This window comes from Micromonospora sp. NPDC023737, from assembly GCF_040639715.1.
In the GTDB taxonomy this organism is placed as follows: domain Bacteria; phylum Actinomycetota; class Actinomycetes; order Mycobacteriales; family Micromonosporaceae; genus Micromonospora.
Window position 1 is genome coordinate 327,562 of sequence record NZ_JBFAAL010000003.1, and the last position, 25,143, is coordinate 352,704.

The 25,143-nt window shown below is 72.5% G+C and carries 25 protein-coding genes; 10 read left to right on the forward strand and 15 right to left on the reverse strand.

The features are described from left to right. Positions 1-3: 3 nt before the first annotated feature. Positions 4-216, reverse strand: a complete 213-nt coding sequence (locus AB0F98_RS10340; protein WP_357731809.1) for a hypothetical protein — start codon at positions 214-216, stop codon at positions 4-6. 133 nt (positions 217-349) lie between these two features. On the opposite strand from AB0F98_RS10340, the gene AB0F98_RS10345 reads away from it, so the two are divergent. After that, positions 350-733 carry a phage holin family protein gene (locus AB0F98_RS10345; protein WP_357731812.1) on the forward strand — a complete coding sequence of 128 codons (384 nt, stop codon included), beginning with the start codon at positions 350-352 and terminating at the stop codon, positions 731-733. A gap of 161 nt (positions 734-894) precedes the next feature. Beyond that, the gene (gene fbaA / locus AB0F98_RS10350) at positions 895-1,920 is read left to right on the forward strand and encodes a class II fructose-bisphosphate aldolase (protein ID WP_357731816.1); all 1,026 of its coding nucleotides are present in this window, start codon (positions 895-897) and stop codon (positions 1,918-1,920) included. 112 nt (positions 1,921-2,032) lie between these two features. Here the strand turns inward: fbaA and AB0F98_RS10355 are convergent, their stop codons facing one another. Next, entirely contained in the window at positions 2,033-3,232 is a 1,200-nt protein-coding gene (locus tag AB0F98_RS10355) for a hypothetical protein (protein ID WP_357731819.1), read from the reverse strand. Positions 3,233-3,554: 322 nt separating this feature from the next. On the opposite strand from AB0F98_RS10355, the gene AB0F98_RS10360 reads away from it, so the two are divergent. Next, on the forward strand, positions 3,555-3,983 hold the full coding sequence (locus AB0F98_RS10360) for a DUF3151 domain-containing protein (RefSeq protein ID WP_357731822.1): 429 nt from the start codon (positions 3,555-3,557) through the stop codon (positions 3,981-3,983). Positions 3,984-4,053: 70 nt separating this feature from the next. Here the strand turns inward: AB0F98_RS10360 and AB0F98_RS10365 are convergent, their stop codons facing one another. Beyond that, positions 4,054-5,970: a chromosome partitioning protein gene (locus tag AB0F98_RS10365; protein WP_357731825.1), complete on the reverse strand. Its 1,917-nt coding sequence runs from the start codon at positions 5,968-5,970 to the stop codon at positions 4,054-4,056. A 70-nt stretch (positions 5,971-6,040) separates the two neighbouring features. Continuing rightward, on the reverse strand, positions 6,041-7,105 hold the full coding sequence (locus tag AB0F98_RS10370; protein WP_357731828.1) for a hypothetical protein: 1,065 nt from the start codon (positions 7,103-7,105) through the stop codon (positions 6,041-6,043). A gap of 124 nt (positions 7,106-7,229) precedes the next feature. Between AB0F98_RS10370 and AB0F98_RS10375 the strand changes: the two genes are divergently transcribed. From AB0F98_RS10375 to purD, 3 genes are all read left to right on the forward strand, one after another. Beyond that, on the forward strand, positions 7,230-8,519 hold the full coding sequence (locus tag AB0F98_RS10375; RefSeq protein WP_357731831.1) for an adenylosuccinate synthase: 1,290 nt from the start codon (positions 7,230-7,232) through the stop codon (positions 8,517-8,519). A 189-nt stretch (positions 8,520-8,708) separates the two neighbouring features. Next, entirely contained in the window at positions 8,709-9,638 is a 930-nt protein-coding gene (locus tag AB0F98_RS10380) for a type IV toxin-antitoxin system AbiEi family antitoxin domain-containing protein (protein WP_357731834.1), read from the forward strand. Between the two features lie 133 nt (positions 9,639-9,771). Beyond that, positions 9,772-11,022 carry a phosphoribosylamine--glycine ligase gene (purD, locus tag AB0F98_RS10385; protein WP_357731837.1) on the forward strand — a complete coding sequence of 417 codons (1,251 nt, stop codon included), beginning with the start codon at positions 9,772-9,774 and terminating at the stop codon, positions 11,020-11,022. Positions 11,023-11,090: 68 nt separating this feature from the next. Here purD and AB0F98_RS10390 read toward each other — a convergent pair whose 3' ends face one another. The 3 genes from AB0F98_RS10390 to AB0F98_RS10400 all read right to left on the reverse strand — a co-directional run bounded on the left by AB0F98_RS10390 (position 11,091) and on the right by AB0F98_RS10400 (position 14,624). After that, positions 11,091-12,653, reverse strand: a complete 1,563-nt coding sequence (locus tag AB0F98_RS10390; protein WP_357731840.1) for an AMP-binding protein — start codon at positions 12,651-12,653, stop codon at positions 11,091-11,093. A gap of 302 nt (positions 12,654-12,955) precedes the next feature. Beyond that, entirely contained in the window at positions 12,956-14,170 is a 1,215-nt protein-coding gene (locus tag AB0F98_RS10395) for an acyl-CoA dehydrogenase family protein (RefSeq protein ID WP_357731843.1), read from the reverse strand. A gap of 1 nt (position 14,171) precedes the next feature. After that, entirely contained in the window at positions 14,172-14,624 is a 453-nt protein-coding gene (locus AB0F98_RS10400; protein WP_357731846.1) for an SCP2 sterol-binding domain-containing protein, read from the reverse strand. A 73-nt stretch (positions 14,625-14,697) separates the two neighbouring features. Here AB0F98_RS10400 and AB0F98_RS10405 point away from each other — a divergent pair, with 73 nt between their 5' ends. Continuing rightward, complete coding sequence (locus tag AB0F98_RS10405; RefSeq protein WP_357731849.1) at positions 14,698-15,336, forward strand: TetR/AcrR family transcriptional regulator; 639 nt, start codon at positions 14,698-14,700, stop codon at positions 15,334-15,336. Positions 15,337-15,344: 8 nt separating this feature from the next. Here AB0F98_RS10405 and AB0F98_RS10410 read toward each other — a convergent pair whose 3' ends face one another. Then, positions 15,345-16,001, reverse strand: coding sequence for a DedA family protein (locus tag AB0F98_RS10410; protein ID WP_357732463.1), 657 nt, complete (start codon positions 15,999-16,001; stop codon positions 15,345-15,347). A gap of 167 nt (positions 16,002-16,168) precedes the next feature. On the opposite strand from AB0F98_RS10410, the gene AB0F98_RS10415 reads away from it, so the two are divergent. Both AB0F98_RS10415 and AB0F98_RS10420 read left to right on the forward strand, forming a co-directional pair. Then, positions 16,169-17,413 (forward strand): histidine kinase, encoded by a 1,245-nt coding sequence (locus AB0F98_RS10415; protein WP_357731852.1) that lies wholly within the window; start codon positions 16,169-16,171, stop codon positions 17,411-17,413. Then, complete coding sequence (locus tag AB0F98_RS10420; protein ID WP_357731856.1) at positions 17,410-18,051, forward strand: response regulator transcription factor; 642 nt, start codon at positions 17,410-17,412, stop codon at positions 18,049-18,051. Before AB0F98_RS10415 ends, AB0F98_RS10420 begins: the two co-directional genes overlap by 4 nt. Positions 18,052-18,112: 61 nt before the next feature. Here the strand turns inward: AB0F98_RS10420 and AB0F98_RS10425 are convergent, their stop codons facing one another. From AB0F98_RS10425 to AB0F98_RS10440, 4 genes are all read right to left on the reverse strand, one after another. Then, positions 18,113-18,736, reverse strand: a complete 624-nt coding sequence (locus tag AB0F98_RS10425) for a DedA family protein (RefSeq protein ID WP_357731859.1) — start codon at positions 18,734-18,736, stop codon at positions 18,113-18,115. Positions 18,737-18,830: 94 nt separating this feature from the next. Continuing rightward, the gene (locus tag AB0F98_RS10430) at positions 18,831-20,093 is read right to left on the reverse strand and encodes an adenylosuccinate synthetase (protein WP_357731863.1); all 1,263 of its coding nucleotides are present in this window, start codon (positions 20,091-20,093) and stop codon (positions 18,831-18,833) included. Further along, complete coding sequence (locus AB0F98_RS10435) at positions 20,090-21,049, reverse strand: hypothetical protein (RefSeq protein WP_357731866.1); 960 nt, start codon at positions 21,047-21,049, stop codon at positions 20,090-20,092. The genes AB0F98_RS10430 and AB0F98_RS10435 overlap by 4 nt, the downstream gene beginning before the upstream one ends. 9 nt (positions 21,050-21,058) lie before the next feature. Beyond that, on the reverse strand, positions 21,059-21,328 hold the full coding sequence (locus tag AB0F98_RS10440; RefSeq protein WP_357731869.1) for a hypothetical protein: 270 nt from the start codon (positions 21,326-21,328) through the stop codon (positions 21,059-21,061). Position 21,329: 1 nt separating this feature from the next. Between AB0F98_RS10440 and AB0F98_RS10445 the strand changes: the two genes are divergently transcribed. Beyond that, the gene (locus AB0F98_RS10445) at positions 21,330-22,100 is read left to right on the forward strand and encodes a hypothetical protein (RefSeq protein ID WP_357731872.1); all 771 of its coding nucleotides are present in this window, start codon (positions 21,330-21,332) and stop codon (positions 22,098-22,100) included. Here AB0F98_RS10445 and AB0F98_RS10450 read toward each other — a convergent pair. From AB0F98_RS10450 to AB0F98_RS10460, 3 genes are all read right to left on the reverse strand, one after another. Beyond that, entirely contained in the window at positions 22,028-22,783 is a 756-nt protein-coding gene (locus tag AB0F98_RS10450) for an NUDIX domain-containing protein (RefSeq protein ID WP_357731875.1), read from the reverse strand. The two genes, AB0F98_RS10445 and AB0F98_RS10450, sit on opposite strands and share 73 nt — an antisense overlap. Before the next feature lie 93 nt (positions 22,784-22,876). Beyond that, positions 22,877-23,740 (reverse strand): MaoC/PaaZ C-terminal domain-containing protein, encoded by an 864-nt coding sequence (locus AB0F98_RS10455; RefSeq protein WP_357732466.1) that lies wholly within the window; start codon positions 23,738-23,740, stop codon positions 22,877-22,879. Beyond that, positions 23,740-25,098 (reverse strand): 3-oxoacyl-ACP reductase, encoded by a 1,359-nt coding sequence (locus tag AB0F98_RS10460; protein ID WP_357731878.1) that lies wholly within the window; start codon positions 25,096-25,098, stop codon positions 23,740-23,742. The genes AB0F98_RS10455 and AB0F98_RS10460 overlap by 1 nt, the downstream gene beginning before the upstream one ends. Between the last annotated feature and the right edge of the window lie 45 nt (positions 25,099-25,143).

Consider the following 25,143-nt stretch of genomic DNA (forward strand, 5'->3'; position numbering starts at 1 on the left):
GCGTCAGCGGTAGTCGTCCTCGTCGCCGACGACCACCCGCGCCTGCTCCATCGCGTCCCAGTCGCCGACCTCGAGCCCGCGGTGCGGTTCGGCGCCGCCTTCGGCCGGGTCGACCGTCACGGCCTGCTCGACCGCGTCGGCCGGCTCCGCTTCCAGGTCGCGCTTCTCCGGGTCGAGGTGGTCGCTGGGTGCGAAGTCCTCGGCGGGCTGACCCATCGCCCCTCCCTGATCTCGGCGGACGGTTCCTCATCACCGTACGGGCTGTGACCGCGCCTCGCTCGGGCACAGCGGCGAAGCGAGTCGGCGGAATCGGCCCACCGGGGCGTACCGTCGATGCCAGGATTGGGCTGTGGGCTTCCTGATCCGGTGGGCGATCACTGCGGTGGCGCTGTGGATCACCACGCTGATCGTGCCCGGGGTCGACGTCGGCGGCCGGTCGGGTGCCAACACGGTGCTCACCCTGGTCGTGGTGGCGCTGATCTTCGGCCTTGTGAACGCGGTCCTGAAACCGGTGATCAAGGTTGTCGGTTGCATCTTCTACCTGCTGACTCTGGGCCTGTTCGCGCTGGTGGTCAACGCGCTGCTGTTCCTGCTGACCGACCGGATCGCGCACGCGCTCGACCTCCCGTTCCAGATCGACGGTTTCTGGGCCGCGTTCTGGGGCGCCATCGTGATGACCGTGGTCACCTGGCTGATCAGTGTGGCGCTGCCGGACCGGCTGGACCGCCGGTGAGCACCGACGCCGGCGGTCACCGGTCGGTGGACCCGCGCAGGGTCGGTGGCGGCCGGTCGGCCGCACTGCGGGATACTGCCCGACGGAGGACAGTGCGGTCCGGCGCACCAATGGACAACAGCGGCCAGCACGGCCGAGAGCGGTAAGAAGGAGCGTTCGACATGCCCATCGCTTCCCCCGAGGCATACGCGGAGATGCTGGACCGCGCCAAGGCCGGCCGGTTCGCGTACCCCGCGATCAACGTGACCTCCTCGCAGACGCTGAACGCGGCGCTCAAGGGCTTCGCCGACGCGGAGAGCGACGGCATCATCCAGGTCTCCACCGGTGGCGCCGAGTACCTCTCCGGCCCGTCGATCAAGGACATGGTCAGCGGTGCGGTGGCGCTCGCCAACTACGCGCACGAGGTGGCGAAGAACTACCCGGTCAACGTCGCCCTGCACACCGACCACTGCCCGAAGGACAAGCTGGACAAGTTCGTCCGTCCGCTCATGGGTATCTCGCAGGAGCGGGTGAAGCGGGGCGAGGAGCCGCTGTTCCAGTCGCACATGTGGGACGGCTCCGCAGTGCCGGTGGCGGAGAACCTGGAGATCGCCGAGCAGCTCCTCACCGAGGCCGCCAAGGGCAAGATCGTCCTCGAGATCGAGGTCGGCGTCGTCGGTGGCGAAGAGGACGGCGTCGAGAACGCGATCAACGAGAAGCTCTACACCACCGTCGAGGACGGCCTCGCCATGGTCGACGCGCTCGGCCTGGGCGAGAAGGGCCGCTACATGGCGGCGCTGACCTTCGGCAACGTGCACGGCGTGTACAAGCCGGGCAACGTCAAGCTGCGCCCGGAGGTGCTCAACCACATCCAGATGGCGGTCGGTGCCAAGTACAACAAGGAGAAGCCGCTCAGCCTGGTCTTCCACGGCGGCTCCGGCTCGCTGCTGTCCGAGATCCGTGAGGCGCTCGACTACGGCGTGGTGAAGATGAACATCGACACCGACACCCAGTACGCCTTCACCCGCCCGGCCGCGGACCACATGTTCCGCAACTACGACGGTGTGCTGAAGGTCGACGGCGAGGTCGGCAACAAGAAGATGTACGACCCGCGGGTCTGGGGCAAGGCCGCCGAGGCCGGCATGGCCGCTCGGGTCGTCGAGGCCTGCGAGGCGCTCCGGTCGACCGGCACCAAGATGAGCAAGTAGGACGATCATCCCGACGGCCGGCCCCTCGGGCCGGCCGTCGGCGTTCCCGGGCCACGCACCAGCCGCCGCGCGGATCGTCGGGCGCCTCGTCGCCCGGTGTCGTCGCCGCCGCCTACCCAGCCGTCAGTACCCGGACCGCCTCGTGGACGTCGTCGGTGAGGTGGATGCTCGGCGACAGGTCGCCGAGCGGGGAGCCGGCCAGCAGCGGCCGCAGCAGCGACTCGACGGGCAGCTCCGTGGTCCAGAAGGTGCGGTCGAGGAAGACGTACGCGCCGCTGGAACCGTCGGTGCCGTAGAACGTCTTCGTCGCCGCCTGGAACACCTCCTGCACCGTGCCGGCGCGGCCCGGTGCGAACACGATCCCGCCCCGGGCGAGCCGGAGGATCGTGTCCTCCCGGATCGCGTTCGAGAAGTACTTGGCGATCCGGCCGGCGAAGAGGTTCGCCGGTTCGTGCCCGTACAGCCAGGTGGGGATGGCGAGCCCGCCGGCCCGCGCCCACGCCAGGTCGTCCGCGCCGCGCTGCCGCGGCACCGGCGGGGAGTGCCGTTCGCGTACCCGCAACGCCACCGCCGTGTACCGGTCGTGGTCGGTGAAGTCGGGTGCCGTCGCCAGCAGGTCGATCGCCTCGGTCAACCGCTCCGCCGGGTGAGCGGCGAGGTACGCGCCGAGGTTCGCGGCCTCCATCACGCCCGGCCCGCCGCCGGTGACCACGAGCCGGTCGGCCCGGGCCAGCTCCCAGCCGAGTACGGCGGCCATCCGGTACGGCACGCTCCCGCGCGGCACCGCGTGCCCACCCATGATGCCGATCACCGACTGCGGCCCGTACGCGGCCAGCCAGGCGCGGGTCGCGTCGGCGAGCGCGTTGTCGACCCCGTGGTCGTGCAGCCGCTGGCCGAGCGCCTCCTTGACGTCCGGCAGCGCGCCGCCGTGTGCCCGGAAGTGCGCGTACACCCGGGTGTCGTACATCCCGGCGAACCCCGCCTCGGCGAACCCGGCGGCCAGGTCCTCCGGCGTGTAGAGGTGGCTCGGCTGGGTCGGGTACGGCAGCCCGGAGAAGGGCGGAACCACGTTGGCGCCGCGCCGGACCAGGTCGGCACCGACCTCGCGGGAGGCGAAGCGGCAGCCGACGAAGAGCGTCCCGGCCACCGTGACCCGGCTCAGGTCGGGCACCGGGTCCAGGTCGAGCCGGAGGCCCTGCACGGTCAGGCCGGTCAGGTCGCCGCCGGCCAGCCGCCTGTCGAACTCGACGCGGGTTTCGATCTCGTTCGTGGCGTGCGGTTCGATGACGTCCGCGGGTGGTGGGGTGGGCACCCGGCCATCCTGCCCCGGCCGGTCCAATCCGACGAACGGCGGCCGGGCGACCCGGGCCGGATGGGGCCACCCTCCGGCGCGCCTACGCGGCGAAAGGTCTCCGCAGTTCACACGTTTTCCGGCGGACGCGACAGAAGCCCGGCGGCGGTAGCCACCGGGCTCCTGCGTAACCGGGTCCTGGGGAGGCTCCGGACCAATAGTTGTAACGGAAAACACCTTCCTCCGGCATAGGCCGCAGGCGTGACCAACTCCTCAGCCGTTCAGCCAGCGAGCTGGGCCGACCCGCTCGCGTGTCGCAGGGCGAAGCGGGTTGAATGGGGCGATGCAGAACCTCATGCCGGAGCCACCGGCCACCCTCCTCCCCGCGCACGACGAGGCGAACGCCGCGTTGGCCGCCGCCGAGACCGACGGCGGTGACGAGGCGTTCGCCGAGGTGGCGGCGCGGTATCCGACGTACAGCGCGGCGTGGGGCGCACTCGCCGCCCGGGCGCTCGCGGCGGGCCAGGCCGTCCAGGCGTACGCCTACGCACGCACCGGCTACCACCGGGGCCTCGATCAACTACGGCGCAGCGGCTGGAAGGGACACGGCCCGGTGCCCTGGTCGCACGAGCCGAACCAGGGCTTCCTCCGCTGCCTCTACGTGCTCTCCCGCGCAGCCGACGAGATCGGCGAGGCGGACGAGGCGGCGCGCTGCGCCCAGTTCCTCCGCGACTGCGACCCGGCTGCCGCGGACGCACTGTCCAGCAACTGAACCGCAGCGGTCGGTGGCCGGCCCGGTGCTCGCCGCGCCGGCCACCGAGCGCCGCACGCCCGTCCGGTGCCTACAGCCCCTCGGCCACCGCGGCGGCGATCTTCAGCCAGGCGTCGCGGGTGGCCGCGGAGAGTGCGGCGTACCGGATCGGCTCGCCGCTGTCGATGAGCCGCTCGTACGGTGCGAGCAGCACCGCCCGGGTACGGGCGGCGAAGTGCTCCTGGATCGCGGGCAGGTCGATGTCCTTGCGGGACGGGGGCATCGACACCACGGTGACGGCCTGGCGGACCAGCCGCTGCCGGCCGCTCTGCTCCAGGTGGTCGAGCATCCGGGCGGCCGTCTCCGCCGAGTCGTTACGGGCGGACATCGTGACCACGAGCTGATCGGTGGCGTCCATCGAGGCCTGCCAGTTCTGCGCCCGGACGTTGTTGCCGGTGTCCACGAAGATCAACTTGTAGAACCGGCTGACCACCTCGCGGAGCTCGGCGAACGCTGCCGCCGTGAGCATCTCGCCGCCGGTCGCCGACTCGTCCGACGCGAGCACGTCGAACATCCCCTCGCCCTGCGAACGGACGTACTGCGACAGGTCGCCGACCCTCCCGTGCGCGCCGTGGAACTGGCCGAGGTCACGAAGCAGGTCCCGCACCGTGCGGGAGTGGAAGTCCTGCTGGGCCCGCATCCCGAGAGTGCCCTGGGTCTCGTTGTTGTCCCAGGCCAGCACATAGCCACCGCGCTTCTGGCCGAACGTCATCGCGAGCAGCAGGATCGCGACCGTCTTGCCGGCGCCGCCCTTCGGGTTGACCACCGTCACCTGCCGCAGCCCGCCGAAGTTCCGGCGCACCATCTCGATGTCCCGCTTGAGCTCCTGCTCGTGCCGCCCGGGAGCGAGTCGCAGCAGCCCCATCTTGTTGACGACCGCGCGGACCCCCATGGTGGCCACCGGGTCGGCCGGCCGGACCTGCCGACGCCGGGCGAAGTCCTCGGCCGTCGGCGCCTCGGTGGTCTCCGGAACCCAGGTGGCGTCCGCATAGCCGCTGGGCGGCACCCGGGTCACCCCCGCGGCCTCCTGATATTGCTGAGTCGGCACCGGGGGGACCGCGGGCGTGCCCTGCTGCCAGGGCGGCGGGTACCAGCCCGGTGACGGCACGAACGGCCCCGGGGGCGGGGCCACCGGCGCTCCCTGTTGCGGCACCGGGTTGCCCTGCGGCGGGCCGCCGACCTGCGGCAGGTCCGGCGGGGGCGGGAGCGGTGCCGAGCCGGCCTGGCCGGCGTTCCCCGAGGCGTACGTCTGACCGGCGTACGTCTGGCCGGAGCCGGGGTGCGGGGTGGGCGGAGCCGGGATCGGCGGCGTCGCGGAAGCCGCCTCGTCGTGGGCCGTCCCGGATGTGCCGGTCGGTCGCTGCGGCGGGTAGGCCCAGGGCGATTCGGTGGTCGGCCGCGCCTTCGCCACCGCCGGTCCGTCGTCTCGCGGGCCGGTCCCGCCGTCCGGTGTGGGCGCCGGCACGGCCGCCGAGGGATCGGCGCTCGCCGGATCGGCGGACGGCTGGCGGGCAACGGGAGCGGCGCCCGCCGCCGGGTCCAGGGAGAACGGCTGGTCCAGGTCGACGCGGCCCGGCACGGTCGGCGGGGCGGGGATGGCGGTGGTGCCGGTGTCGCTCGCAGGATCCCCGGTGGGCGCCGGCTCTGGAGCGGTGGGCGGCGGGTCGGCCGGTGGCCCCCAGTTCGGCTGCGGCGGGGTCCAACCCGACACGGCGCCGGTCTGGCCGGTGGCTCCCCAACCGCCCGGAACCGGCATCGGATTGTTCAGCGACGGATAGTCGGCCGGCGACGGCGGGGACACAGCCGGAGCCCCGGGTTGCCAGGGGACCGGCGGTACGACGCCACCCGCGCCGGGATCGGCTGGATCCGGTGGCCAGAGTGGTTCGATGTCCCGCTCCGGCTCCGGCTGCTGGCCGGGCACCTGCGCCCGGTCGGCGTTCTTGTCCATTACCGCCCTCCCCAGTCCTCTTGCGAGGATAGGCCCACCAGACGACGAAGGTCGGCCGGCGGAGCCAGGGTCAGATCGACCAAACCGCCCAGACGCCCGGCTCGATCCACCAGGACCGCTTCCGGGTCAGCTCGCTCTCGACACCGTCGTCGAGGTAGGGCACCTTTCCCTCTCTGGGCACCACCGACACGGCCCGGCCGCGGGCCCGCCGCACCTCCAGGCGTACCCGCTTGCGGCCCAACGCCGAGCGGACGACCACCGGAACGGCCACCGCGACCTCGACCTGCCCGTCGGTCGGGTCCGGCGCGGCGAGCAGGGTCACGTCGTCGAGCGCCGCGTACCCGCCGGCGTTGCCGACCGCGCATGCCAGCAGCGGTTCGTCACCGTTGGTGAGGACCGCGTCGTCCACCTCGACCCGGGCTCGCCAGTGCAGCGGCCGACCGGCGTCGTCGGCGGCGCCGAGCAGGGCACCGTCCAGGGTCACCGAGCCGCCGTCGTTGCGCAGCAGATCCAACCGGCGTGGCGTGCCGTCGAGCACCGCGGCGGCCACCGTCGCCGGGTCCCGGGGCAACCCGAGCTGCGCGGCGAGGTCCCGTTGGGCGCCGCCGCGCACCGGGTCGAGCGGGAGGACCGCCACCGGTGGCAGGTCGGGCAGGGTCTGGTCGTCGGGCAGGTCCGCCGGGCGGCGGCTCGGCGGTGGCGCGTACCGCCGGACCAGCCGGCGCAGCACGGCGCGCAACTGCCCGTCGCTGGCCGTGGCGACCACCAGGCGGGTCTTTCCGTCCGGGTCCGGCCAGGTGAGGCCGTCCGGGCGGGGCGGCCCGTCGAAGCGGGCCAACACCTCGTCGATCTCCGCGTCCGAGCGGGCGGTGATCATCTCCACCCGGGCACCCCGGGCGGTCAGCGCGTCAGCGCAGGCCAGCACCGGTACGCGAGGACGCTCGGTGGTGCATCGGTCGGTGTCACCCTGCGTGTTTCCGGCGGAGGCGGTGTCCCCGGTCGTGCCGGTGCGGGCCCCGTCGGCCTCGGCCGCCCGGTCGGTGTCGGTCGCGCCGCCGCAGCAGGCTCCGCCGCTGCCGCAGCCCCCGGGAGCGTCCCGCTCCGAACCGAGGGTGAGCAGCACCACGTCGTACACGGAAGGAGCCTCCTGCCTCTCGACGCGACCCCTGCCGGTCGCGCCGTAACCTCTTGTTAGCCTGACACCCCGGGCTCGCCAACCGGTCGCCACCTGGCACCCGAGCCTTCTGGAGGCGGACAAGATGCCAGCGATCGTGCTCATCGGCGCTCAGTGGGGCGACGAGGGCAAGGGCAAGGTTACCGACCTGCTGGGTGAGCGGGTCGACTACGTGGTGCGTTACTCCGGCGGCAACAACGCCGGCCACACGGTGATCACGCCGGACGGCCAGAAGTACGCGCTGCACCTGATGCCCTCGGGTGCGTTGTCACCGAGCGCGAAGATCGTCATCGGCAACGGTGTGGTGGTCGACCCCAAGGTCCTGCTCACCGAGATCGACGGCCTCGCGGAGCGGGGTGTGGACGTCTCCCGCCTGCGCATCTCCGGCGACGCGCACCTGATCATGCCGCACCACCGGGCGCTGGACCGGGTGGTCGAGCGCTACCTCGGCTCGTCCCGGATCGGCACGACCGGCCGGGGCATCGGCCCGGCGTACGGCGACAAGGTCGCCCGGATGGGCATCCGGGTGCAGGACCTGCTCGACCCGGGCATCCTGCGCAAGAAGCTGGAACTCGCGTTGCGCGAGAAGAACCAGATCCTGTTCAAGGTCTACAACCGCAAGGCGATCGACGTCGAGGCGACCGTCGAGGAGTACCTGGAGTACGCCGAGCGGCTGAAGCCGTACATCACGGAAACCCGCGGCCTGCTCTGGGACGCGTTGGACCAGGGCGACACGGTCCTGCTGGAGGGCGCCCAGGCCACCATGCTCGACATGGACCACGGCACGTACCCGTTCGTGACCTCGTCCAACCCGACCGCCGGCGGCGCCTGCGTCGGTGCGGGGATCCCGCCGACCGCCATCACGAAGGTGATCGCGGTCAGCAAGGCGTACACCACGCGGGTCGGCTCGGGACCGTTCCCCACCGAGCTCTTCGACGACAACGGCGCGCACCTGCGCAAGATCGGTCACGAGTACGGCACCACCACCGGTCGGGAGCGCCGCTGCGGCTGGTTCGACGCGGTGGTCGCCCGGTACGCCTGCCGCCTGAACGGCGTCACCGACCTGGTGATCACCAAGCTGGACGTGCTCACCGGCCTGGCCAAGGTGCCGATCTGCGTCGGGTACGAGATCAACGGCGAGCGGGTCGACGACATGCCGATGACCCAGACCGACTTCCACCACGCCACCCCCGTCTACGAGGAGATGGACGGCTGGTGGGAGGACATCACCAAGGCGCGGAGCGTCGACGACCTGCCGGAGAACGCCCGCCGCTACATCGCCCGCATCGAGGAGCTCTGCCGCACCAAGGTGAGCGTCATCGGCGTCGGCCCCGGCCGCGAAGAAAACGTAGTCCAACACCCCCTAATCCCCTGATCCCCACCCCCCACCCCCTCAGGGCCCCCTCAGGTTCGCCCCGTTGATCAAGAGGTTTGCGTCGGGATTGCCTCCCAACTTGACGTAAACCTCTTGATCAACCGCGCTGGTTGAGGCGTTATCCACAGGGGGTGACGCGGTTATCCACAGGGGTGTCGGCGGCTGTGGGTAACTGGGCACCGTGGGGTGGTGACACCACACGACGTTCTTGGACAGGTGGCCGCGAGGCAGGACGGGATGGTCACCCTCGGGCAGGCGCTGCGGGTGGGCCTGAGCAGGGACCAGGTCCGGCAGATGTGCAGATCCGGCCGATGGGAACGGCTGCTGCGTGGGTACTTCTTTCTCGGCGGAGAGCCGCACGATCTGCGGCGCGCGCGGATCCGGGCCGCCGTTGCGAGCCTCGGCCCGGCTGCCTTCGCCGTGCTCGACACGGCACTGGAACTGCACCGCGTCGCGGGTCTACGCCGCACGTCCCAGGTCCACGTGTCGGTGCCGGTGGACCGGCCTCGGCCGCAGCGCGGTCCGGTGTCGTGGCTGGTCGTACATTCACTGACCGTCAGGCCCCGTGATCTGACCATGGTCGCCGGCATTCCGGTCACCACCGCCGTGCGTACGGTCTCCGACATCATCCTCAGAACCGATCGCTACGCCGCGGTATCGGTCGTCGACTCAGCGCTCTGTCTTGGTGAGCTCGCCGCGGATGAATTGCATGTGATCTCGGCCCTGATCAGAGGGCGGCGGGGAGCGGTGGCAGCGCGCGGCCATCTCGCCGAGGCGGACGGACGTGCGCAGTCGCCGCTGGAGACTCGTACCCGGCTGCGGTGCGTCGACGGCAAGGTGCCGCCGGACACACTCCAACTAGAGGTACGCGATGACGACGGCTACCTGCTCGGGATCGGCGACCTCGGCTGGCGTGGGCCGAAGGTGATCGCCGAAGCCGACGGTCAAGGGCCGCACGGCAACCCGGCGGCAGTTTTCGCCGACCGCCGCCGCCAGAACCGCCTGGTGAACGCGGGTTGGACCGTGCTCCGCTTCACCTGGGCCGACACACTTCGACCCGACTACATCCCCTGGACCGTCCGCCAAGCAATCAACGCCCACCCCCACCCCCGCTGGTGATCAAGAGATTTGCGTCAGCAGGCGGGCCATTGCTGACGCAAATCTCTTGATCACGCAATGAAGGGGTGGGGGAAGGGGTGGGGGAAGGGAGGAGGGGGTGGGGGTGGGGTGGGGGTGCGTAGGATCTGGGGTCGTGCGGGTTCTTCTGGTTGGTGGTGGGGGGCGTGAGCATGCGCTCGCGCTCGGGTTGGCTTCCGATCCGGCGGTCACGCAGCTGATCGCGGCGCCGGGCAATCCGGGCATCGCCGAGGTGGCCGAGCTGCGCGCGGTGGACGCGAACGACCCGGCGGCAGTGGCCGCGCTCGCGGTGGAGACCGGTGTCGACCTCGTGGTGATCGGGCCGGAGGCGCCGCTGGTCGCCGGTGTCGCCGACGCCGTCCGCGCCAAGGGCATTCCGGTGTTCGGCCCGTCCGCGGCGGCGGCCCAGCTGGAGGGGTCGAAGGCGTTCGCCAAGGACGTCATGGTCAGCGCCGGTGTGCCGACCGCCCGTGCCTACACCTGCACCGACGCGGAGAGCGTCGGCCGCGCCCTGGACGAGTTCGGCGCGCCGTACGTGGTGAAGAACGACGGGCTCGCCGCCGGCAAGGGCGTGGTGGTCACCGACGATCGGACCCGCGCCGAGGAGCACGCACGCGAGTGCGGCCGGGTGGTGATCGAGGAGTACCTCGCCGGTCCCGAGGTCTCGCTCTTCGTGGTCACCGACGGCGAGGCCGCGGTCCCGCTGCTGCCCGCACAGGACTTCAAGCGCGCCGGTGACGGCGACACCGGCCCGAACACCGGTGGCATGGGGGCGTACGCGCCGCTGCCGTGGATCTCGCCCGGCCTGGTCGACGAGGTCATGCGGGACGTGGTCCACCCGACCCTGGCCGAGCTGCGGCACCGGGGCACTCCCTTCACCGGCCTGCTCTACGTCGGGCTCGCGATCACCGCGAACGGCCCCCGGGTGATCGAGTTCAACGCCCGCTTCGGCGACCCGGAGACCCAGGTGGTGCTCGCGTTGCTGGAGACGCCGCTGGCCGGGCTGCTGCACGCGTCGGCCACCGGCACGCTGGCCGAGCACCCGCCGCTGCGCTGGCGGGACGGGGCCGCGGTGACCGTCGTGGTCGCGTCCGAGGGTTACCCGGCCACGCCGCGTACCGGTGATGTGATCACTGGCGCGGACCGCCGCGGCATCATCCACGCCGGCACCGCCCGCCGGGCCGACGACGGCGCGTTGCTCTCCGCCGGTGGGCGGGTCCTCTGCGCCACGGCCACCGGACCCGACCTGACCGCCGCCCGGGACGCCGCCTACGAGTTGGTACGCGGCATCGGTCTGGCCGGCTCGCAGCACCGCACCGACATCGCCGCCGCCGCTGCCGAGGGGCGGATCGAAACTCACCGGTGATCGCGGGCGACCTCACCGCGACCACGCCCGACCCGACGCGCCGTCCCTGACCTGGGACGGCGCCCGGGTCAGCCGTAGTAGCGGAGCAACTCCCGGGCGAGCACCTTCCCAGTGGCGTTGCGGGGCAGGTACTTCACGAAGACCACGTCCCGCGGTACGGCGAAGCGGGCGAGGTAGTGCCGGACGTACTCGCGTACCGCCTCCGGGTCGAGCGTCTCCCCGGCGTGCAGGGCGAGGAACGCGGCGAGGCGCTGGCCGTACTCCGGATCGGGCACGCCGATGACGGCGACCTCGCGTACCTGGGGCAGTTGCGCTAGCAGGTTCTCCACTTCGGACGGGAAGACGTTCTCGCCACCCGAGACGATCATGTCGTCGGCCCGGCCGTCGACGAAGAGCAGTCCGTCGGGGGTGAGCCGGCCGAGGTCGCCGGTGTCGAGGAGTCCGTCGCGGCTCTCCCGGCTCGCCCCGGACGTGTAGCCCTCGAACAGCATCTCGTTGCCGACGAAGATCCGGCCGACCTGCCCGTCCGGCACCTGCCGGCCGGCGGCGTCGAGGATCCGGAGCAGGGTGCCGTGCGGTGGTCGGCCGGCGGTGGTGGGTGCCGCCCGCAGCTCGCCCGGACCGGCGATGGACGCCCAGGACACCTCGGTCGAGCCGTACAGGTTGTACAGGACGTCGCCGTAGAGGTCCATGAACCGCGTCGCGAGCCCGCCGGGCAACGCCGAGCCGCTCACCGCCACGACCTTGAGTTGGGGGCGCGGCTCGGGCGGGGCCACCTCCATCAGCCGCTGCACCATCACCGGTACGGCGAAGAGCGCGTCACACCGGTGTGCCACGAGCGCGGCCAACGTGGCGGCCGGGTCGAAGCGGCGGTGCAGCACGATGGTGGCCCGCAGCGCAAAGCACACCTGGAGGGCGGCGAATCCCCAGGTGTGGAAGATCGGCGCGGCGATCATCACCCGGTCCCGGGTGTGCAGCGGGATCCGGTCGATGATGGACACCAGCGGGCCGAAGCCGCTCGGGGTGGGGCGGCGGGCACCCTTCGGCGCACCGGTGGTGCCGGAGGTGAGGACGATGATCCGCCCGTCCCGCTTGGGCGGTTGCAGGTCGCCCGGGAGCGCGCCGGCCACCAGCTCCTCACGGGCGCGTTCGTCGAGGCGGGGCAGCTCGGCCGGCAGGCCGAGCACCCGTTCGGTGAACTCGTCGTCGTGCACCAGCACGCGTAGGCGCTGTTCCTCGGCGACGGTGGCCAGTTGCGCGGCGGAGAGCCCGGTGTTGACCAGCACCGCGTCGACCCCGAGCAGGGTGGCCGCGACGACCGTCTCGATCAGACCGTGGTGGTTGCGGCACAGCATACCGATCCGCTCCCCGGCCTGCACGCCGTGCGCCGTCCGCAGGGAGCGGGCCATCCGTTCGGCCCGGTCGAGCAACTCCTGGTAGGTCAGCTCGGTGCCGTGCTCGTCGATGACCGCCGTCCGGCCGGGGTCGCGGGCGGCGGCCTGCCGGAGCTCGCCGGCCAGGCTCCAACCCCAGCGGCGCAGCGCGTTGAGTTGCGAGGCGATCCGGATCGGCTGACCGGGGGTGAGCAGCCCTCGCCGGGTCATCGTGGTGACCATGAAGGGCAGGTCCATGCCGCAGACCTCCTAGGGGTGTGGCCGGGCGGGGCCGAGGGATGTCATACCCGTCCGGGTGTCTGCCCTGATCATGCCTGGGGTGCCGCGATTCGGCACAGCTGGCGGCGGCGCCACGTGACGAAGACGGCACGGTACGTGCGAGCGTTCGAGGTCGCCGTTCGGGGCCGCATGGTGGGATCCGCGCGTCGGCCCGGAAGTGCGTAGGAGTCCCGGGGACGGCGCCGGCCGGAGAGCCGCTTCCGGTCGTCGGGGTCCCGCCGACCTGCGACGGGGCCGGCGCCGTCGGCCTGCCCGGCCGGTCAGCGGATCTGCATGCCCGAGATGGCGCGCGAGATGACCAGCCGCTGGATCTCGGACGTGCCTTCGAAGATGGTGTAGATCTTCGCGTCGCGGTACCAGCGTTCGACCGGGTGGTCGCGTAGGAAGCCGGCACCGCCGAGCAGCTGCACCGCCTTCTCGGTCACCGACACGGCCACCTCACCGGCCTTGAGCTTGGACATCGAGCCCTCACCGGCCGTGAACGGCCGGTTGTTTCGGCCCATCCAGGACGCGCGCCAGACGAGCAGCCGGGCTGCGTCGATCTCCATCTTCATGTCGGCCAGCGCGAACGCGACCGCCTGGTTCTCGATGATCGGGCGTCCGAACTGGACCCGTTCCTTCGCGTAGTCCAGGGCGTACTCGTACGCGGCGCGGGCCACGCCGAGTGCCTGCGCACCGACGGTGGGGCGGGACAGTTCGAACGTACGCATCGCCGCTTGACCCGAGGCGCGCTGCCCGGAGCGGGCCCGGGCCAGCCGCTCGTCCAGGGCCTCCTTGCCGCCGAGGAGGCAGCGCCCCGGTACGCGTACGTCGTCGAGGAAGACGTCGGCGGTGTGCGACGCGCGCAGGCCGAGCTTGCGCAGCTTGCGGGTCGCGTTGAGCCCCGGCGTGCCGGGCGGTACGACGAACGCCGCCTGTCCACGGGACCCGAGTGGGGGCTCGACCGAGGCGGTGACCACGTGCACTCCGGCGATGCCGCCGTTGGTGGCGTACGCCTTCTGCCCGGTAAGCACCCACTCGTCGGTGGCCTCGTCGTAGACGGCCCGCGTGCGCATCGCTGCGACGTCGGAGCCGGCCTCCGGCTCGCTGGTGCAGAACGCGGCCACGGCCGGCTCGTCGACCGAGCCGAAGCACTGGGGCACCCACTCGACCATCTGGTCGGGGGTGCCTGCGCCGTAGATGGCGGCGACCGCGAGCGAGGTGCCGAAGAGGCTCAGGCCGATGCCGGCGTCCCCCCAGAACAGCTCCTCGTTTGCGATGGGGAGGGAGAGTCCGGTCGGGTCGGCCCAGCAGGTGGCGAGGAACTCGAAACCGTAGAGGCCGACCTTCGCCGCCTCCTGAATGATCGGCCAGGGGGTCTCCTCCCGGGCGTCCCACTCGGCCGCGGCCGGGCGCACGACCTCGGCGGCGAAGCCGTGCACCCAGTCACGGAGGTCCCGCTGTTCCTCGGACAGGTCGAGCGAGAACTCGGGCATGTCAGGCCTTCGGGATGTCGAACAGGTTGGCGATGTTGGCCGCGAGACCCAGATCGCCCTTGGCCTTGAGCTTGCCGGTCATGAACATCATCACCGGGTTCGCCCCACCGGACACGATCTTGAGGAACTCGACCGGGCCCATGGTGAGGGTCAGCTTCGGCTCGCGTTGCGGCGTCTCGGGGACGGTGCAGGTGCCGTTCTCGATGACCACCTCGTAGGTGTCGCTGGCGCCGTCCGGGCGGCCGGTGATGGTCCAGTGGATGACCGCGTTGGTGGAACCGGCCCGGTCGGCCCGGAACAGCGACGGCATCCGGTTGAAGACCTCACCCAGGACCTTGCCGCGCAGGTCGCCGGCCATCACCTGGGCGAGCTTGTCGTCCGGGGTGGACTTGACCAGCTGGGCGAACTCCTTCGGGCCGACGTTGGCGAAGTTGGCCGGGTCGAAGTCAGTCATGCGAAACACCTTCCGGGCGGGCGATTCTGGTTACTCCGGCGTAACCTTACGCACCAGTAGGTATGCTCGCAAGGTGTCCAGCACACCCACCTTCAAGCGCCTGCCCCGAGCCGTACGCGAGCAGCAGATGCTAGACGCGGCCGTCAAGGTCTTCTCGCGCCGCGGCTACCACGCGGCCAGCATGGACGAGATCGCCGAGGACGCCGGCATCTCCAAGCCGATGGTCTACGCGTACCTGGGCACCAAGGAGGAGCTCTTCGTCGCCTGCCTGCATCGCGAGGGCACCCGGATGACCGAGGCGATCGCTGGCGCGGCCGCGCCCGAGCTGCCGGCCGACGAGCGGCTCTGGAGAGGGCTCCGGGCGTTCTTCGGCTTCGTCGGCGCGCATCGCGACGGGTGGGCGGTGCTCTACCGGCAGGCCCGCGGCGAGCAGCCGTTCGCCGGAGAACTCGCCGCCATGCGGGCCCGGCTGGTCGAGGTGGTCGCCGGCATGCTCGCCCATGCGCTGCGCGCCGAGGGGCGCGAGATCGCGGAGGCCGACCTGGAGCTGGCCGCGTACGCCCTGGTGGGCGCGAGCGAGTCGCTGGCCGACTGGCTCGCCGACCACCCGGAGGCCGATCCGGAGAAGACCGCGACGCGGATGATGAATGTGGCCTGGCTCGGCGCCGACCAGCTGCTGAACGGCGTGACCTGGCGTCCGCCCGAGCGGTGAGGCCCCGGTCAACGCCCGCGATGAAGCAGGATGTCCCGGTCGGCACCTCGGCCCGTCGACGCGGAGCGGCGCCGACCGCGGCGGCGGAGCAGGCGTACCCCCTCCACCACGACGGTCACGCTCAACGCCAGGCCGAGCCCGAGCAGCAGGCCGCGCACCGGGTCCTGTTCGAAGGCGAGCCCGCCCAGGTAACCGACCAGGGCCGAGTAGAGCCCCCAGGAGGCCGCCGCGAGCGCGTCGAAGGCGAAGAAGCGCCGGCGCGGATAACCGACCGCGCCCATGGTGAGCGTGACGGCCGTTCGTCCACCGGGAACGTAACGGGCGACCGTGAGGATGAGGCCGCCCCGTGCGGCGATGCCGCGCCGGGCCCACTCGACCCCGGCACGTCGGCGTCCGCCCACGGGAAGCCGATCGAGCAGCCGGGCCCCGCCGGTGCGGCCGATGACGTACGAGATGTGGTCGCCCAGCAGCGCACCCGACGCGGCGACCAGGATCACCACCGGCAGTGACGGTTCGCCGGACGCGGCGAACACGCCAGCGGTGATCACGGCGGTTTCGCTCGGTACCACCGGGAAGAACCCGTCGAGAACGGCGATCGCGAAGAGTGCCAGGTAGACCCAGGGTGAGGACATCGTCTGGTGCAGCAGGTCGAGCAGATTCATGATCCCGATGCTGGTCGCGCCGGCCGTTCGCGCCATCGGCCGTCGGTGAGCACCGGACCACGACCTAAGTAGCCAGTGTCCCGGAGCGCGGATCAGGGAGCTCCCCCACCCGACCCGGGACTTCGGGTTCGTCGCTGCCCGCAACGCCGCGCCGACCATAGGCTCGGCCCATGCCCTCCAACGCCGTCGAGCTTCGGCGGGTTGTCGACCGCCACGCGCCACTGCTGGTCGCCGTGGTCGTGACCGTTGCCGTCTGGGAGTCCCGCACCGGCGCGCTCGGGGTCCGTACGTCGCTGCCCGATGTACTCGTACTTCCGATCGCCGTGGCGTCCGGTTGGGCGACGGCGGTCGTCCGGACCCGCCGCTGGCCGCTGTTCCTGGCCGCTGCGGTCGGTTGGCTCGCGATGGCCGCCTGGCCGGCCGGGGTGGTCGCGTCGTACCAGGCGGGTCTCCGACTCTCCGACCGGCGCCGGGTCACCTGGTACCTCGCCGGTGCCGTGGCGGTGATGGCGGTCGGGGTGCTGGTCGGGCTGGCCGTCGGCGGCCCGCGGCGGATCACCACCGCCACTCCGGCCAATGCGGTGGTCACCGCTGTGTGTCTGGTGGCCTTTCCGCTGGTGGCGGGGCTTCTGGTCAGGTCGCGGCGGGACGTGATCGCCGCGCTGCGGGACAGAACCGAACGGGGGGAGCGGGAGCGGGAGGCGCGGGCCGAGCGGGTCCGGGTGGAGGAGCGGGCACGGATCGCCCGGGAGATGCACGACGTGGTGGCCCACCGGGTGTCGCTGATGGTGGTGCACGCCGGTGCGTTGGAGGTCACCGCCACCGAGCCGGCGGCCGTCGAGGCCGCGGCGCTGATCCGGTCCACCGGCCGGCAGGCGCTCACCGATCTGCGCGAGGTGCTGGGGGTCCTGCGTCAGCCCACCTTCGCCCTGGCCGATCCGGGTCACGACCTGCTCGGCGGTCTGGCCGAGCTGTTACGCGAATCCAGGGCGACCGGGCTGCGGGTCCGGCGGCAGGACGAGGGCGAACCACGCTCCGTGCCGCCGACGGTGGGACGTACCGTCCACCGCGTGGTCCAGGAGGCGCTGACCAACGTACGTAAGCATGCCCCGGAGGCCGACGCGGCCGTACGCCTGCGGTATCTGCCGGGGTGGGTGGAAATCGCGGTTCGGAACGGCTCGTCTGCCGAAGGCCGGGTGCTGCCGACGCCCCGACCGGGCCCGTCGGGCGGGGACCCGAGCCGGTGCGGCGCCGGGCGGGGCCGACCGGTCGAGGGCCTCGGGTTGCCCGGTGCGGGCCTCGGGCTGCTGGGTCTGCGGGAGCGGGTCGAACTGCTCGGTGGCCGGTTGGAGGCTGGGCCGACCGATGACGGCTTCCTGGTCCGGGCGTTGATTCCCACTCCGAGGCCCTCGTGATCCGGGTCCTGGTCGTCGACGACGAGCAGCTCGTCCGCTCGGGTCTGCGTCTGATTCTCGAAGCGGCACCGGACATCACTGTGGTCGGCGAGGCAGCGGACGGTACCGCGGCGCTGGTCGAGGCGTATCGGCTCCGACCCGACGTGGTGCTGCTCGACGTACGGATGCCGGGCACGGACGGATTGACCGCCGCGCCGCAGGTGGTGGCCGCCGGCCCCAAGGTGATCATGCTTACCACCTTCGACCTCGACGAGTACGTGCACCGGGCGCTGCGCGCAGGGGCGGTCGGCTTCCTGCTGAAGGACACGCCGCCCCGCGAACTGGTCGCGGCCGTGCGCACGGTGGCGGCGGGGCAGGCGATGCTCGCCCCGACGGTGACCCGCCGCCTGATCAGCTCTTTCGCCGAACGTGGTCCGGCACGCCGCACCACCGCCCGGCAGCGGCTCGACCTGCTGACCGATCGGGAGTCGGAGATCGTGCGGGAGGTGGCGCGCGGCCACGCCAACGCGGAGATCGGCCGCCGGTTGGCCATGAGCGAGGCCACCGTGAAGGCGCACGTCAGCCGCGCGTTGGCGAAGCTCCAGCTGACCAACCGGGTCCAGGTCGCGATCCTGGTGCACGACGCCGATCTGCTCTGACGGGCAGCCGTCGCCGTCCCGCGCGGCGGCGCGTTCCCGCCGCAGCGACCGTCGGCGCCGCTCAGCTCCGGTCTGCGGCGCGGTGGCGGGCCCGGCGGCGGCGCAGCGCGCGGATGACCTCCAGGAGTGCGGTGACCGCGATCGAGATTCCGAGACCGGCCACCACTCCCTTGATCGGGTCGCGCTCGAAGGCCAGGCCCCCGAAGTAGCCGAGCAGCCCGCAGTAGATGCCCCAGGTGGAGGTGGCGATCGCGTCGAAGAGGAGGAAGGAACGGCGCGGGTACCGGACCGCGCCCATGGTGAGGGTGACCGCGGTCCGGCCGCCCGGGATGTAGCGGGCGGTGGTCAGGATGACCCCGCCCCGCCGGTCGACCGCGCGGCGGGCCCACTCCGATCCGATTCGCCGCCGGCTCCGGTCGGGTAGCCGCGCCAGGCGGCGTGCCCCACCGGCGCGCCCGATCGCGTACGAGATGTGGTCGCCGACGAGCGCGCCGATCGCGGCCGCCGCGATCACGGCGATGATGTTGGGTCGTCCGTCGGAGGCGGAGATGACGGCGGCGGTGATCACGGCGGCCTCGCTGGGTACGGCCGGGAAGAACGCGTCGACCGCGGTGATTCCGAGGATCAGCAGGTACACCCATGGCGAGGTGACCAGCTGCCGGAGCAGGTCGAGCGCGGAATCCATGCCCCCATGCTCGCCGGGTGCGACCCGCCCGGTGGCCGAGTCGCCGGATCACCCGCCGTCGGTCGGTTGTCCGGCGTCCGCCTTCGGCTCGGAGTCAGCTGGAGCAGGCCAGGGCCGGCGGGGCGAGCAGCGGACCGCACGGCGTCTTGTCGCCGGCCGTGGGGCCGTGCGAGGTCAGCACCACCGGCGCCCCCAGCTCCGCTTCCACCGCCTGCGCCCAGTCGGCCGGCGCGTCGTCGTAGAGCGGGCGGGCGCGCAGCAGTCGGGCGGTGAGCGCGGCCTGCCGGTCCAGGTCACCGGGCGGGCCCGGGGTGAGCCGGTCGGTGGTGTCGTAGCGGCGGCAGATCCGCAGTCCGGGGTCGGCGAGGTCGAGGTGGGTCAGCGCCAGGCCTTCGACCCCGCCGGCTGCCGCGAGGGCGTACCGGTGCGCGACCGCGTCGAAGTGGCCGAACCGGAAGCGGCCCTGCCACGGGTTCGTCGGGTTGTGCGGGTCCACCAGTCGTAGGGCCGGGTCCTCGGTCACCAGCGGACCGGGCCCGTGCCGGGTGGTGACCAGCCGGAGCACCCCGATCCGGGCCACGTCGCCGGGCAGGCCCGCCTCGGCGAGCAGGCTGTCGGCGTTGGCGAACGTGGTGGTGCTCCACGTCGTGTACGGGTGGAAGCCGTGCCACTCGTCCAGCAGCACGCCCTGCGCACCCTCGAAGACGCAGGTCCCGGCGCGCAGCGCCCCGGCCAGCCAGCTGCCGTCGACGATGGCGACCCGCCCGGCGAACCCGGTGAACGCGGGTAGGCAGTCCTCGACAGGTGGCGCGTCCAGCGGACCCAGCTCGGCGGTCAGCCGGTCCCGCAGGGCTGTCAGCCTCCGGTGCAGCAGCGCCGGGCGGTGGCAGTCGGCGACCCGGGGCGCGTCGTCGGGGTGGGCGAGACCGTACGCGACGGTCTCGCCCACCCCCAGCCCGCAGGAGCCGTGCCGGTCGGCTCCCCGGGCGATTTCCCGGGCCCGGTTGGCGGCCCGGTGGTACGGGGTGGCGAGCAGTGCGTCCCCGTCCACGGTCAGCCGATCCAGCGCGTCGGGCACCCCGACCGTGGCGAGATGGTCGGCCTCGACGGCCAGCGCCAGCGGGTCCACCACCACGTGTCGCGACAGGTGCGTACGCACACCCGGGTGGAACGTGCCCGCCCCGAACTGCGCGAACGTGTGATGCCGCCCGTCGCGCAGCACGACGTTGTGCGCCGCCTGCGCGCCCCCGTTGAAGCGGATCACGGTGTGCACGGGGCGGGTGGCGCAGAGCCAGTCCACCACCGTCCCCTTGCCGGCGTCGCCGTAGCCGAGGTCGACCACCGCCACGTGCCTCACAGCCGGGTCACCCCACCGGTGGTGTCGCGGAACGCCGGAAGCGTCGACACCTCGGCGCGCCGCCTCCGGCCGAGCGGCGCCAGCGCCTTGGACACGCTGCCGGCGGCGTTGGAGCCGGCGCGATCCAGGTGGCGTAGGCCCTCGTCCAGGTCGATGGCCTGCTCGCCGAGGCCGACGGTGAGCGCGATGGTCTCGCAGGCCGCGTCGAGGTCGTCGAGCACCACGGCGTTCTGCCCGAGCAGGTCTCGCCAGAAGTCCAGCACGGCGGCGTTGCCGGAGTAGTGGCTGCCCGCGGGGAGCAGGTAGTAGGTGTCCCAGCGGCGGGTCACCTCGTCCACCACCTGTCGCAGCGGCACATCCTCGGCGAGGTCGGCCCCGATCAGGCCGGTCACCTCCTGCGCCTTCACCCGCGGGTACGCCAGCTCGTCGCCGATGATGAACAGGTAGCCGCGCCGGCCGCGCTTCTCCCAGTTGTCGGTGACGGTGTGCCGGGCCATGAAGTACATGGCCAGCTCGTACGACTCGGTCATCTGCCCGCCGCCACCGCCTTCGAGGACGATCCGGCCGAGGTCGTCGTCCATCCGGTTGTCCGACTCGAACTGGCCCACCTGCAACGGCACCCGGTCGCAGGTGGCGTCGCCGATCGCGCCGAACATGATCTGCGGGTCGCTGGCGTAGCCCTGCCGTTGCAGCAGCCCGAGCAGCTGCGGCAGCTTCGTCTGCAGGACGCGCGGCACCGTGCGCATCGAGCCGGTCACGTCGAAGAGCACCGCGATGGGCGTCGATCGGGGGTGCTCGGCGGAGTCGCGGCTCTCGCGCGTCGCGTCGCGGGGATCGAGGGCGGGGTGCACGGTGCGCGCCCCGCTGTCGCTGTAGGAGAAGGCGCTCCTGCCGGTGGACCGGCGGTAGCGGTCGGCGGCGTCGTACACGTCGGTGGACCAGATTCCGCTGCCCATGACGGCTCCTTAGCGGGTGAGGGTGAAGGGTCGGAAGGTGCGCGGCCCGTAGAGCCGGTCCAGCACCTGGTCGAATTCGCGGAGCAGACGCCAGGCGTCGTCGGGCCGGGCGTCCAGGGGCCGCTGCCGGCAGCCCTGGGCGAAGTTGAGCAGCTCGCGTGGCGCGTGGCGGTTCAGCAGCGAGGTCATGCAGTGGCTGGCCATCCAGATGTCGGTGCCCGGCCCGCAGGGCCGCTTGTCGAGGGCCTCCGGCGGGTACCAGTCCTGGTGGCCGGGCACGATGGCCGGGATCGTGCCGCCGACCGGGGTGGAGAAGCACCCAGTCGACCAGCACCACGCCGTGGGCGTCCGGCTCGATCAGCACGTGCCGCGGCAGGACCGCGCCGTGCACGATCCCCGCCCGGTGGGCCAGGCCGAGCGCCACCAGCAGCCGCCGCCACATCCAGGCCACGTCCCGGGCGTCCAGCCCGTCGGGGTACGCGCGCCGCACCTCGTCGAGGTCGTGCAGGCCGGGTGCGGTGGCGAGCACGGTGATCCGCCGTTCGGCGCCGGTGGCGGCATCCCGGTGCGGGAAGTCGTCGACCAGCCGGGGCACGTACGGCAGGTAGCGCGGGTCGCCGCGCTCGGCGATGGTGCGCAGGGCGTGTGCCTCGCGGGCCATCAGGTCGTTGTCGCTGGGGCGTCGGGGCAGCTTGAGGAGCCGGTCGTCGCCGACGTCGTAGAGGTCGGCCAGGTCACCCGAGTGGGCCGGTGTGCCGAGGCGGTAGTCGCCGAGGACGGTGACCTGCCGGGCCCGCCACCGGGTGGTGACCTCGATGAACGCGTCGGTGGCCTCGGCGCGTACCGCCGGGTCGGCCGGCAGGCGGTCGGGGTGCAGGGCCGCGACCAGCTCGCGGTAGCGCCGGGCCGGCCGGTCGGTGCCGAACAGGTCGGCGTCGGTGCGGGCCGCCGCGACCAGGCCGATCGCCTCCGCGGTCCTCATCGCACCGTGTCCTCGCGGGCGGGGCGCAGCAGCGCCGGGTGCAGCAGCCGGGCGTCGCCGGCCCGGTAGAGCCGGGCGCGGGGGCCGCCCCGGGTGCCGCCGCGCTCGGTGCTGGCGCCGGTGCTCTCCACGAAGCCCGGCACGGAGAGGACCTTGCGGTGGAAGTTGCCGCCGTGCAGCGGATGACCCCAGACCGTCTCGTAGACGCCGCGTAGCTCGCTGATCGTGAACTCGGGGGTGAGGAAGCGGGTGGCGAGCGGGGTGTATTCCAGCTTGGACCGGGCCCGTTCCAGCGCGTCGTCGATGATCCGACCGTGGTCGAAGGCGAGCTGCCGGCTGGTCAGCGCGGTCACCGGCAGCCAGATCGCCTCGTCGGCGTCGGTGCCGGCCGCCGGGTCCGGCAGGTCGGGGGCGAACGCGAGGTGGGCGACCGAGACGACCCGCATTCGCGGGTCGCGGTCGGGTGAGCCGTAGCTGCCCAACTGCTCCAGGTGTACGCGGCGCAGCCCTTCTCCGCCGAGCCCGGTCTCCTCGGCCAACTCCCGCCGGGCGCCGGCGGTCAGGTCCTCGTCGGGGCGGACGAAACCGCCGGGCAGCGCCCAGTGCCCTTCGAAGGGTGGCTGGCCGCGCCGGATCAGCAGCAGGTGCAGCGCGCCGTCGCGAATCGTCAGCGCCACCACGTCGACGGTGACGGCGACCGACGGGTAGGCCCGGGGGTCGTACGTGGCCAGGAAGTCGTGCTCGTCAACCATGTCTCTCTCATTCTGAGAACATCTCGATGTGAGAACAACGTAGCGCAGGAGTCTGCCCCTGCCAAGCCTCAGGTCCGGGCCCGGCAGGAGCGCTCAGCGCATCAGGCCCGCCAGGTGCGGTCGGCCGGCCGAGTCGTGCAGGGCGAACCCGCCGGTCGGCAGGAGAGCGAAGTTCACCGTGCTCGGCAGCGGTACGGGCAGCTTGAAGGCGACCTCGACGGTGTAGGCGTCCGGCAGCCGGTTCTCCAGCGCGGCCAGGCAGCGCGCCTTGCTCCACATGCCGTGCGCGATCGGGCGGGGGAAGCCGAACAATCGCGCCCCGAGTCGCGAGGTGTGGATGGGGTTGTGGTCGCCGGAGACACGGGCGTACTCGGTGCCGATGCGCGGGGTGAGCCGCCAGGTCGCCGAGGCGGCCGGCGCTGGTGGGGACGCGTCCCGCTCACGCCGCTCGCCGCCGCCCCGCCGCTCCCGGCTCAGGTACGTCGAGACGCCCCGCCACACCTCCTCCCCGGCGACCGTCGCGACGAGCACCACATCCAGTTGCCGCCCCCGGTCGTGCGGGCGCAGGTTCTCCGCGTACGCGGAGAAGTCCAGCGTCTCGCCGGTGTGGATCGGCCGGTGCGTGGTGATCCGGTTGGCCACGTGCACCACGCCGGTGAGCGGCACCGGGAACTCCGGCGCGGTCATCAGCCGCAGCGCCAAGGGGAAGCCCAGCACGTGCGGATAGGTCGCCGGCAGCCGGTCGGTGAGCCGGAACCCGCACACCCGGTCGTAGTCGGCCAGATGGTCGAGGTCGACAGTCACCCCGGACACGGTGAGCCGGACCGCCGGCGGCTGAGTCTCCCGCCGGCCACCGGTGCCCGGAAGAGCGCCGACGAGTGCGCGCCGGTACAGCGCTCCGGCGGCCGGCATCCCGGGTAGCTCGACGGTGGTCCGCCCGCTGGTGGAGTCGCTCATCACGCCCCCAGCAGACTCTGGCCGCAGACCCGTACGACGTTGCCGCTGACGGCGCCGCTGGCCGGCCAGGTCAACCAGCCGATCGTCTCGGCGACGTCAACCGGAAGCCCGCCCTGGGCCATGCTGTTCATCCGGCGTCCCGCCTCGCGGATCACCACCGGGATCCGGGCGGTCAGCCGGGTCTCGATGAAGCCGGGCGCCACCGCGTTGACGCTGATCCCGTGTCCGCGTAGTGCCGGGGCGAGGGAGTCGACCAGCCCGATCACCCCGGCCTTGCTGGTGGCGTAGTTGGTCTGGCCGCGGTTGCCGGCGATGCCCGCGATCGAGGAGACCGAGACGATCCGGCCGCCGGCCGGAACCAGGTCGCGTGCCAGCAACTCGTCGTTGATCCGTTCCTGGCTGGAGAGGTTCACGTCGATCACCTGGTCCCAGCGGTCGGCGTCCATCCGGCCGAGCGTCCTGTCCCGGGTGATGCCGGCGTTGTGCACCACCGCGTCGACGCGGCCGTGCCGGCCGGCGAGGTGCTCGGCGAGCCGGGTGGGGGCGTCCGGCGCGGTCAGGTCGAGCTGCACCGCGCTGCCGCCGATCTCGTTGGCCACACCGGCCAGCGCGTCACCGGCGGCCGGGATGTCCAGCGCCACCACCTGCGCGCCGTCGCGGGCGAGGACCCGGGCGAGCGCCGCGCCGATGCCCCGGGCCGCCCCGGTGACGAGCACGACCTGGCCGTCCAACGGGCGCTCCCAGTCGGCCGGTGCGGTGGCGGTGCCGGCACCGATCCGGATCACCTGGCCCGAGACGTACGCGGACCGCCCGGAGAGGAGGAACCGGAGGGTGGCTTCGAGGCTGATCAGGCTCTCCCCGTCGGCCTCGCGGGTGACGTGGACCAGTTGGGCGGTGACGCCGCGGCCGAACTCCTTGCCGATGCTGCGAGTCAGGCCCTCCAGGGCACGCTGGGCGGTCGCCTCGCGGGTCGTGTCGCACTCGGCGGGCGGGGTGCCGAGCACGATCACCCGGCCGCTCGGCGTGACCGAGCGGGCCGCCGGGTGGAAGAAGTCGTAGAGCTGTCGCAGCCCGGTCGAGTCGGTGATGCCGGTCGCGTCGTACAGCAGGGCGCCGAACCGCTCGGTGGCGTCGGTGCCGGCGGCCGGGTCGCGCAGCTCGACCCCGGCGGCGGCCAGCAGCCCGCCGACCGGCTCGGCGAGCCGGCCCCCGGTGGCCGCGCCCAGCAGGGCGGGCCCGGGCAGGATCGGGTCGCCGGGCCGGTGCCGGCGCAGTCGCGGCGGGTCGGGCAGCCCTAGGCGCTTGACCAGCGCGCGACCGGCCCCCGATTGGACGAAGCTCGCGTACCTGTCGGTCATAGGCGTAGCCTACTGGCGAGTAGGGTACGGGCAAACACTGTCGAG

Bases quoted from the DNA above. Each gene is read 5' to 3' on its own strand.
- AB0F98_RS10340 (WP_357731809.1), bottom strand. From the start codon at position 216: ATGGGTCAGCCCGCCGAGGACTTCGCACCCAGCGACCACCTCGACCCG.
- fbaA (WP_357731816.1), top strand. From the start codon at position 895: ATGCCCATCGCTTCCCCCGAGGCATACGCGGAGATGCTGGACCGCGCC.
- AB0F98_RS10360 (WP_357731822.1), top strand. From the start codon at position 3,555: ATGCAGAACCTCATGCCGGAGCCACCGGCCACCCTCCTCCCCGCGCAC.
- AB0F98_RS10365 (WP_357731825.1), bottom strand. From the start codon at position 5,970: ATGGACAAGAACGCCGACCGGGCGCAGGTGCCCGGCCAGCAGCCGGAG.
- AB0F98_RS10375 (WP_357731831.1), top strand. From the start codon at position 7,230: ATGCCAGCGATCGTGCTCATCGGCGCTCAGTGGGGCGACGAGGGCAAG.
- AB0F98_RS10390 (WP_357731840.1), bottom strand. From the start codon at position 12,653: ATGGACCTGCCCTTCATGGTCACCACGATGACCCGGCGAGGGCTGCTC.
- AB0F98_RS10395 (WP_357731843.1), bottom strand. From the start codon at position 14,170: ATGCCCGAGTTCTCGCTCGACCTGTCCGAGGAACAGCGGGACCTCCGT.
- AB0F98_RS10400 (WP_357731846.1), bottom strand. From the start codon at position 14,624: ATGACTGACTTCGACCCGGCCAACTTCGCCAACGTCGGCCCGAAGGAG.
- AB0F98_RS10415 (WP_357731852.1), top strand. From the start codon at position 16,169: ATGCCCTCCAACGCCGTCGAGCTTCGGCGGGTTGTCGACCGCCACGCG.
- AB0F98_RS10425 (WP_357731859.1), bottom strand. From the start codon at position 18,736: ATGGATTCCGCGCTCGACCTGCTCCGGCAGCTGGTCACCTCGCCATGG.
- AB0F98_RS10435 (WP_357731866.1), bottom strand. From the start codon at position 21,049: ATGGGCAGCGGAATCTGGTCCACCGACGTGTACGACGCCGCCGACCGC.
- AB0F98_RS10445 (WP_357731872.1), top strand. From the start codon at position 21,330: ATGGCCGGGATCGTGCCGCCGACCGGGGTGGAGAAGCACCCAGTCGAC.
- AB0F98_RS10450 (WP_357731875.1), bottom strand. From the start codon at position 22,783: ATGGTTGACGAGCACGACTTCCTGGCCACGTACGACCCCCGGGCCTAC.
- AB0F98_RS10455 (WP_357732466.1), bottom strand. From the start codon at position 23,740: ATGAGCGACTCCACCAGCGGGCGGACCACCGTCGAGCTACCCGGGATG.
- AB0F98_RS10460 (WP_357731878.1), bottom strand. From the start codon at position 25,098: ATGACCGACAGGTACGCGAGCTTCGTCCAATCGGGGGCCGGTCGCGCG.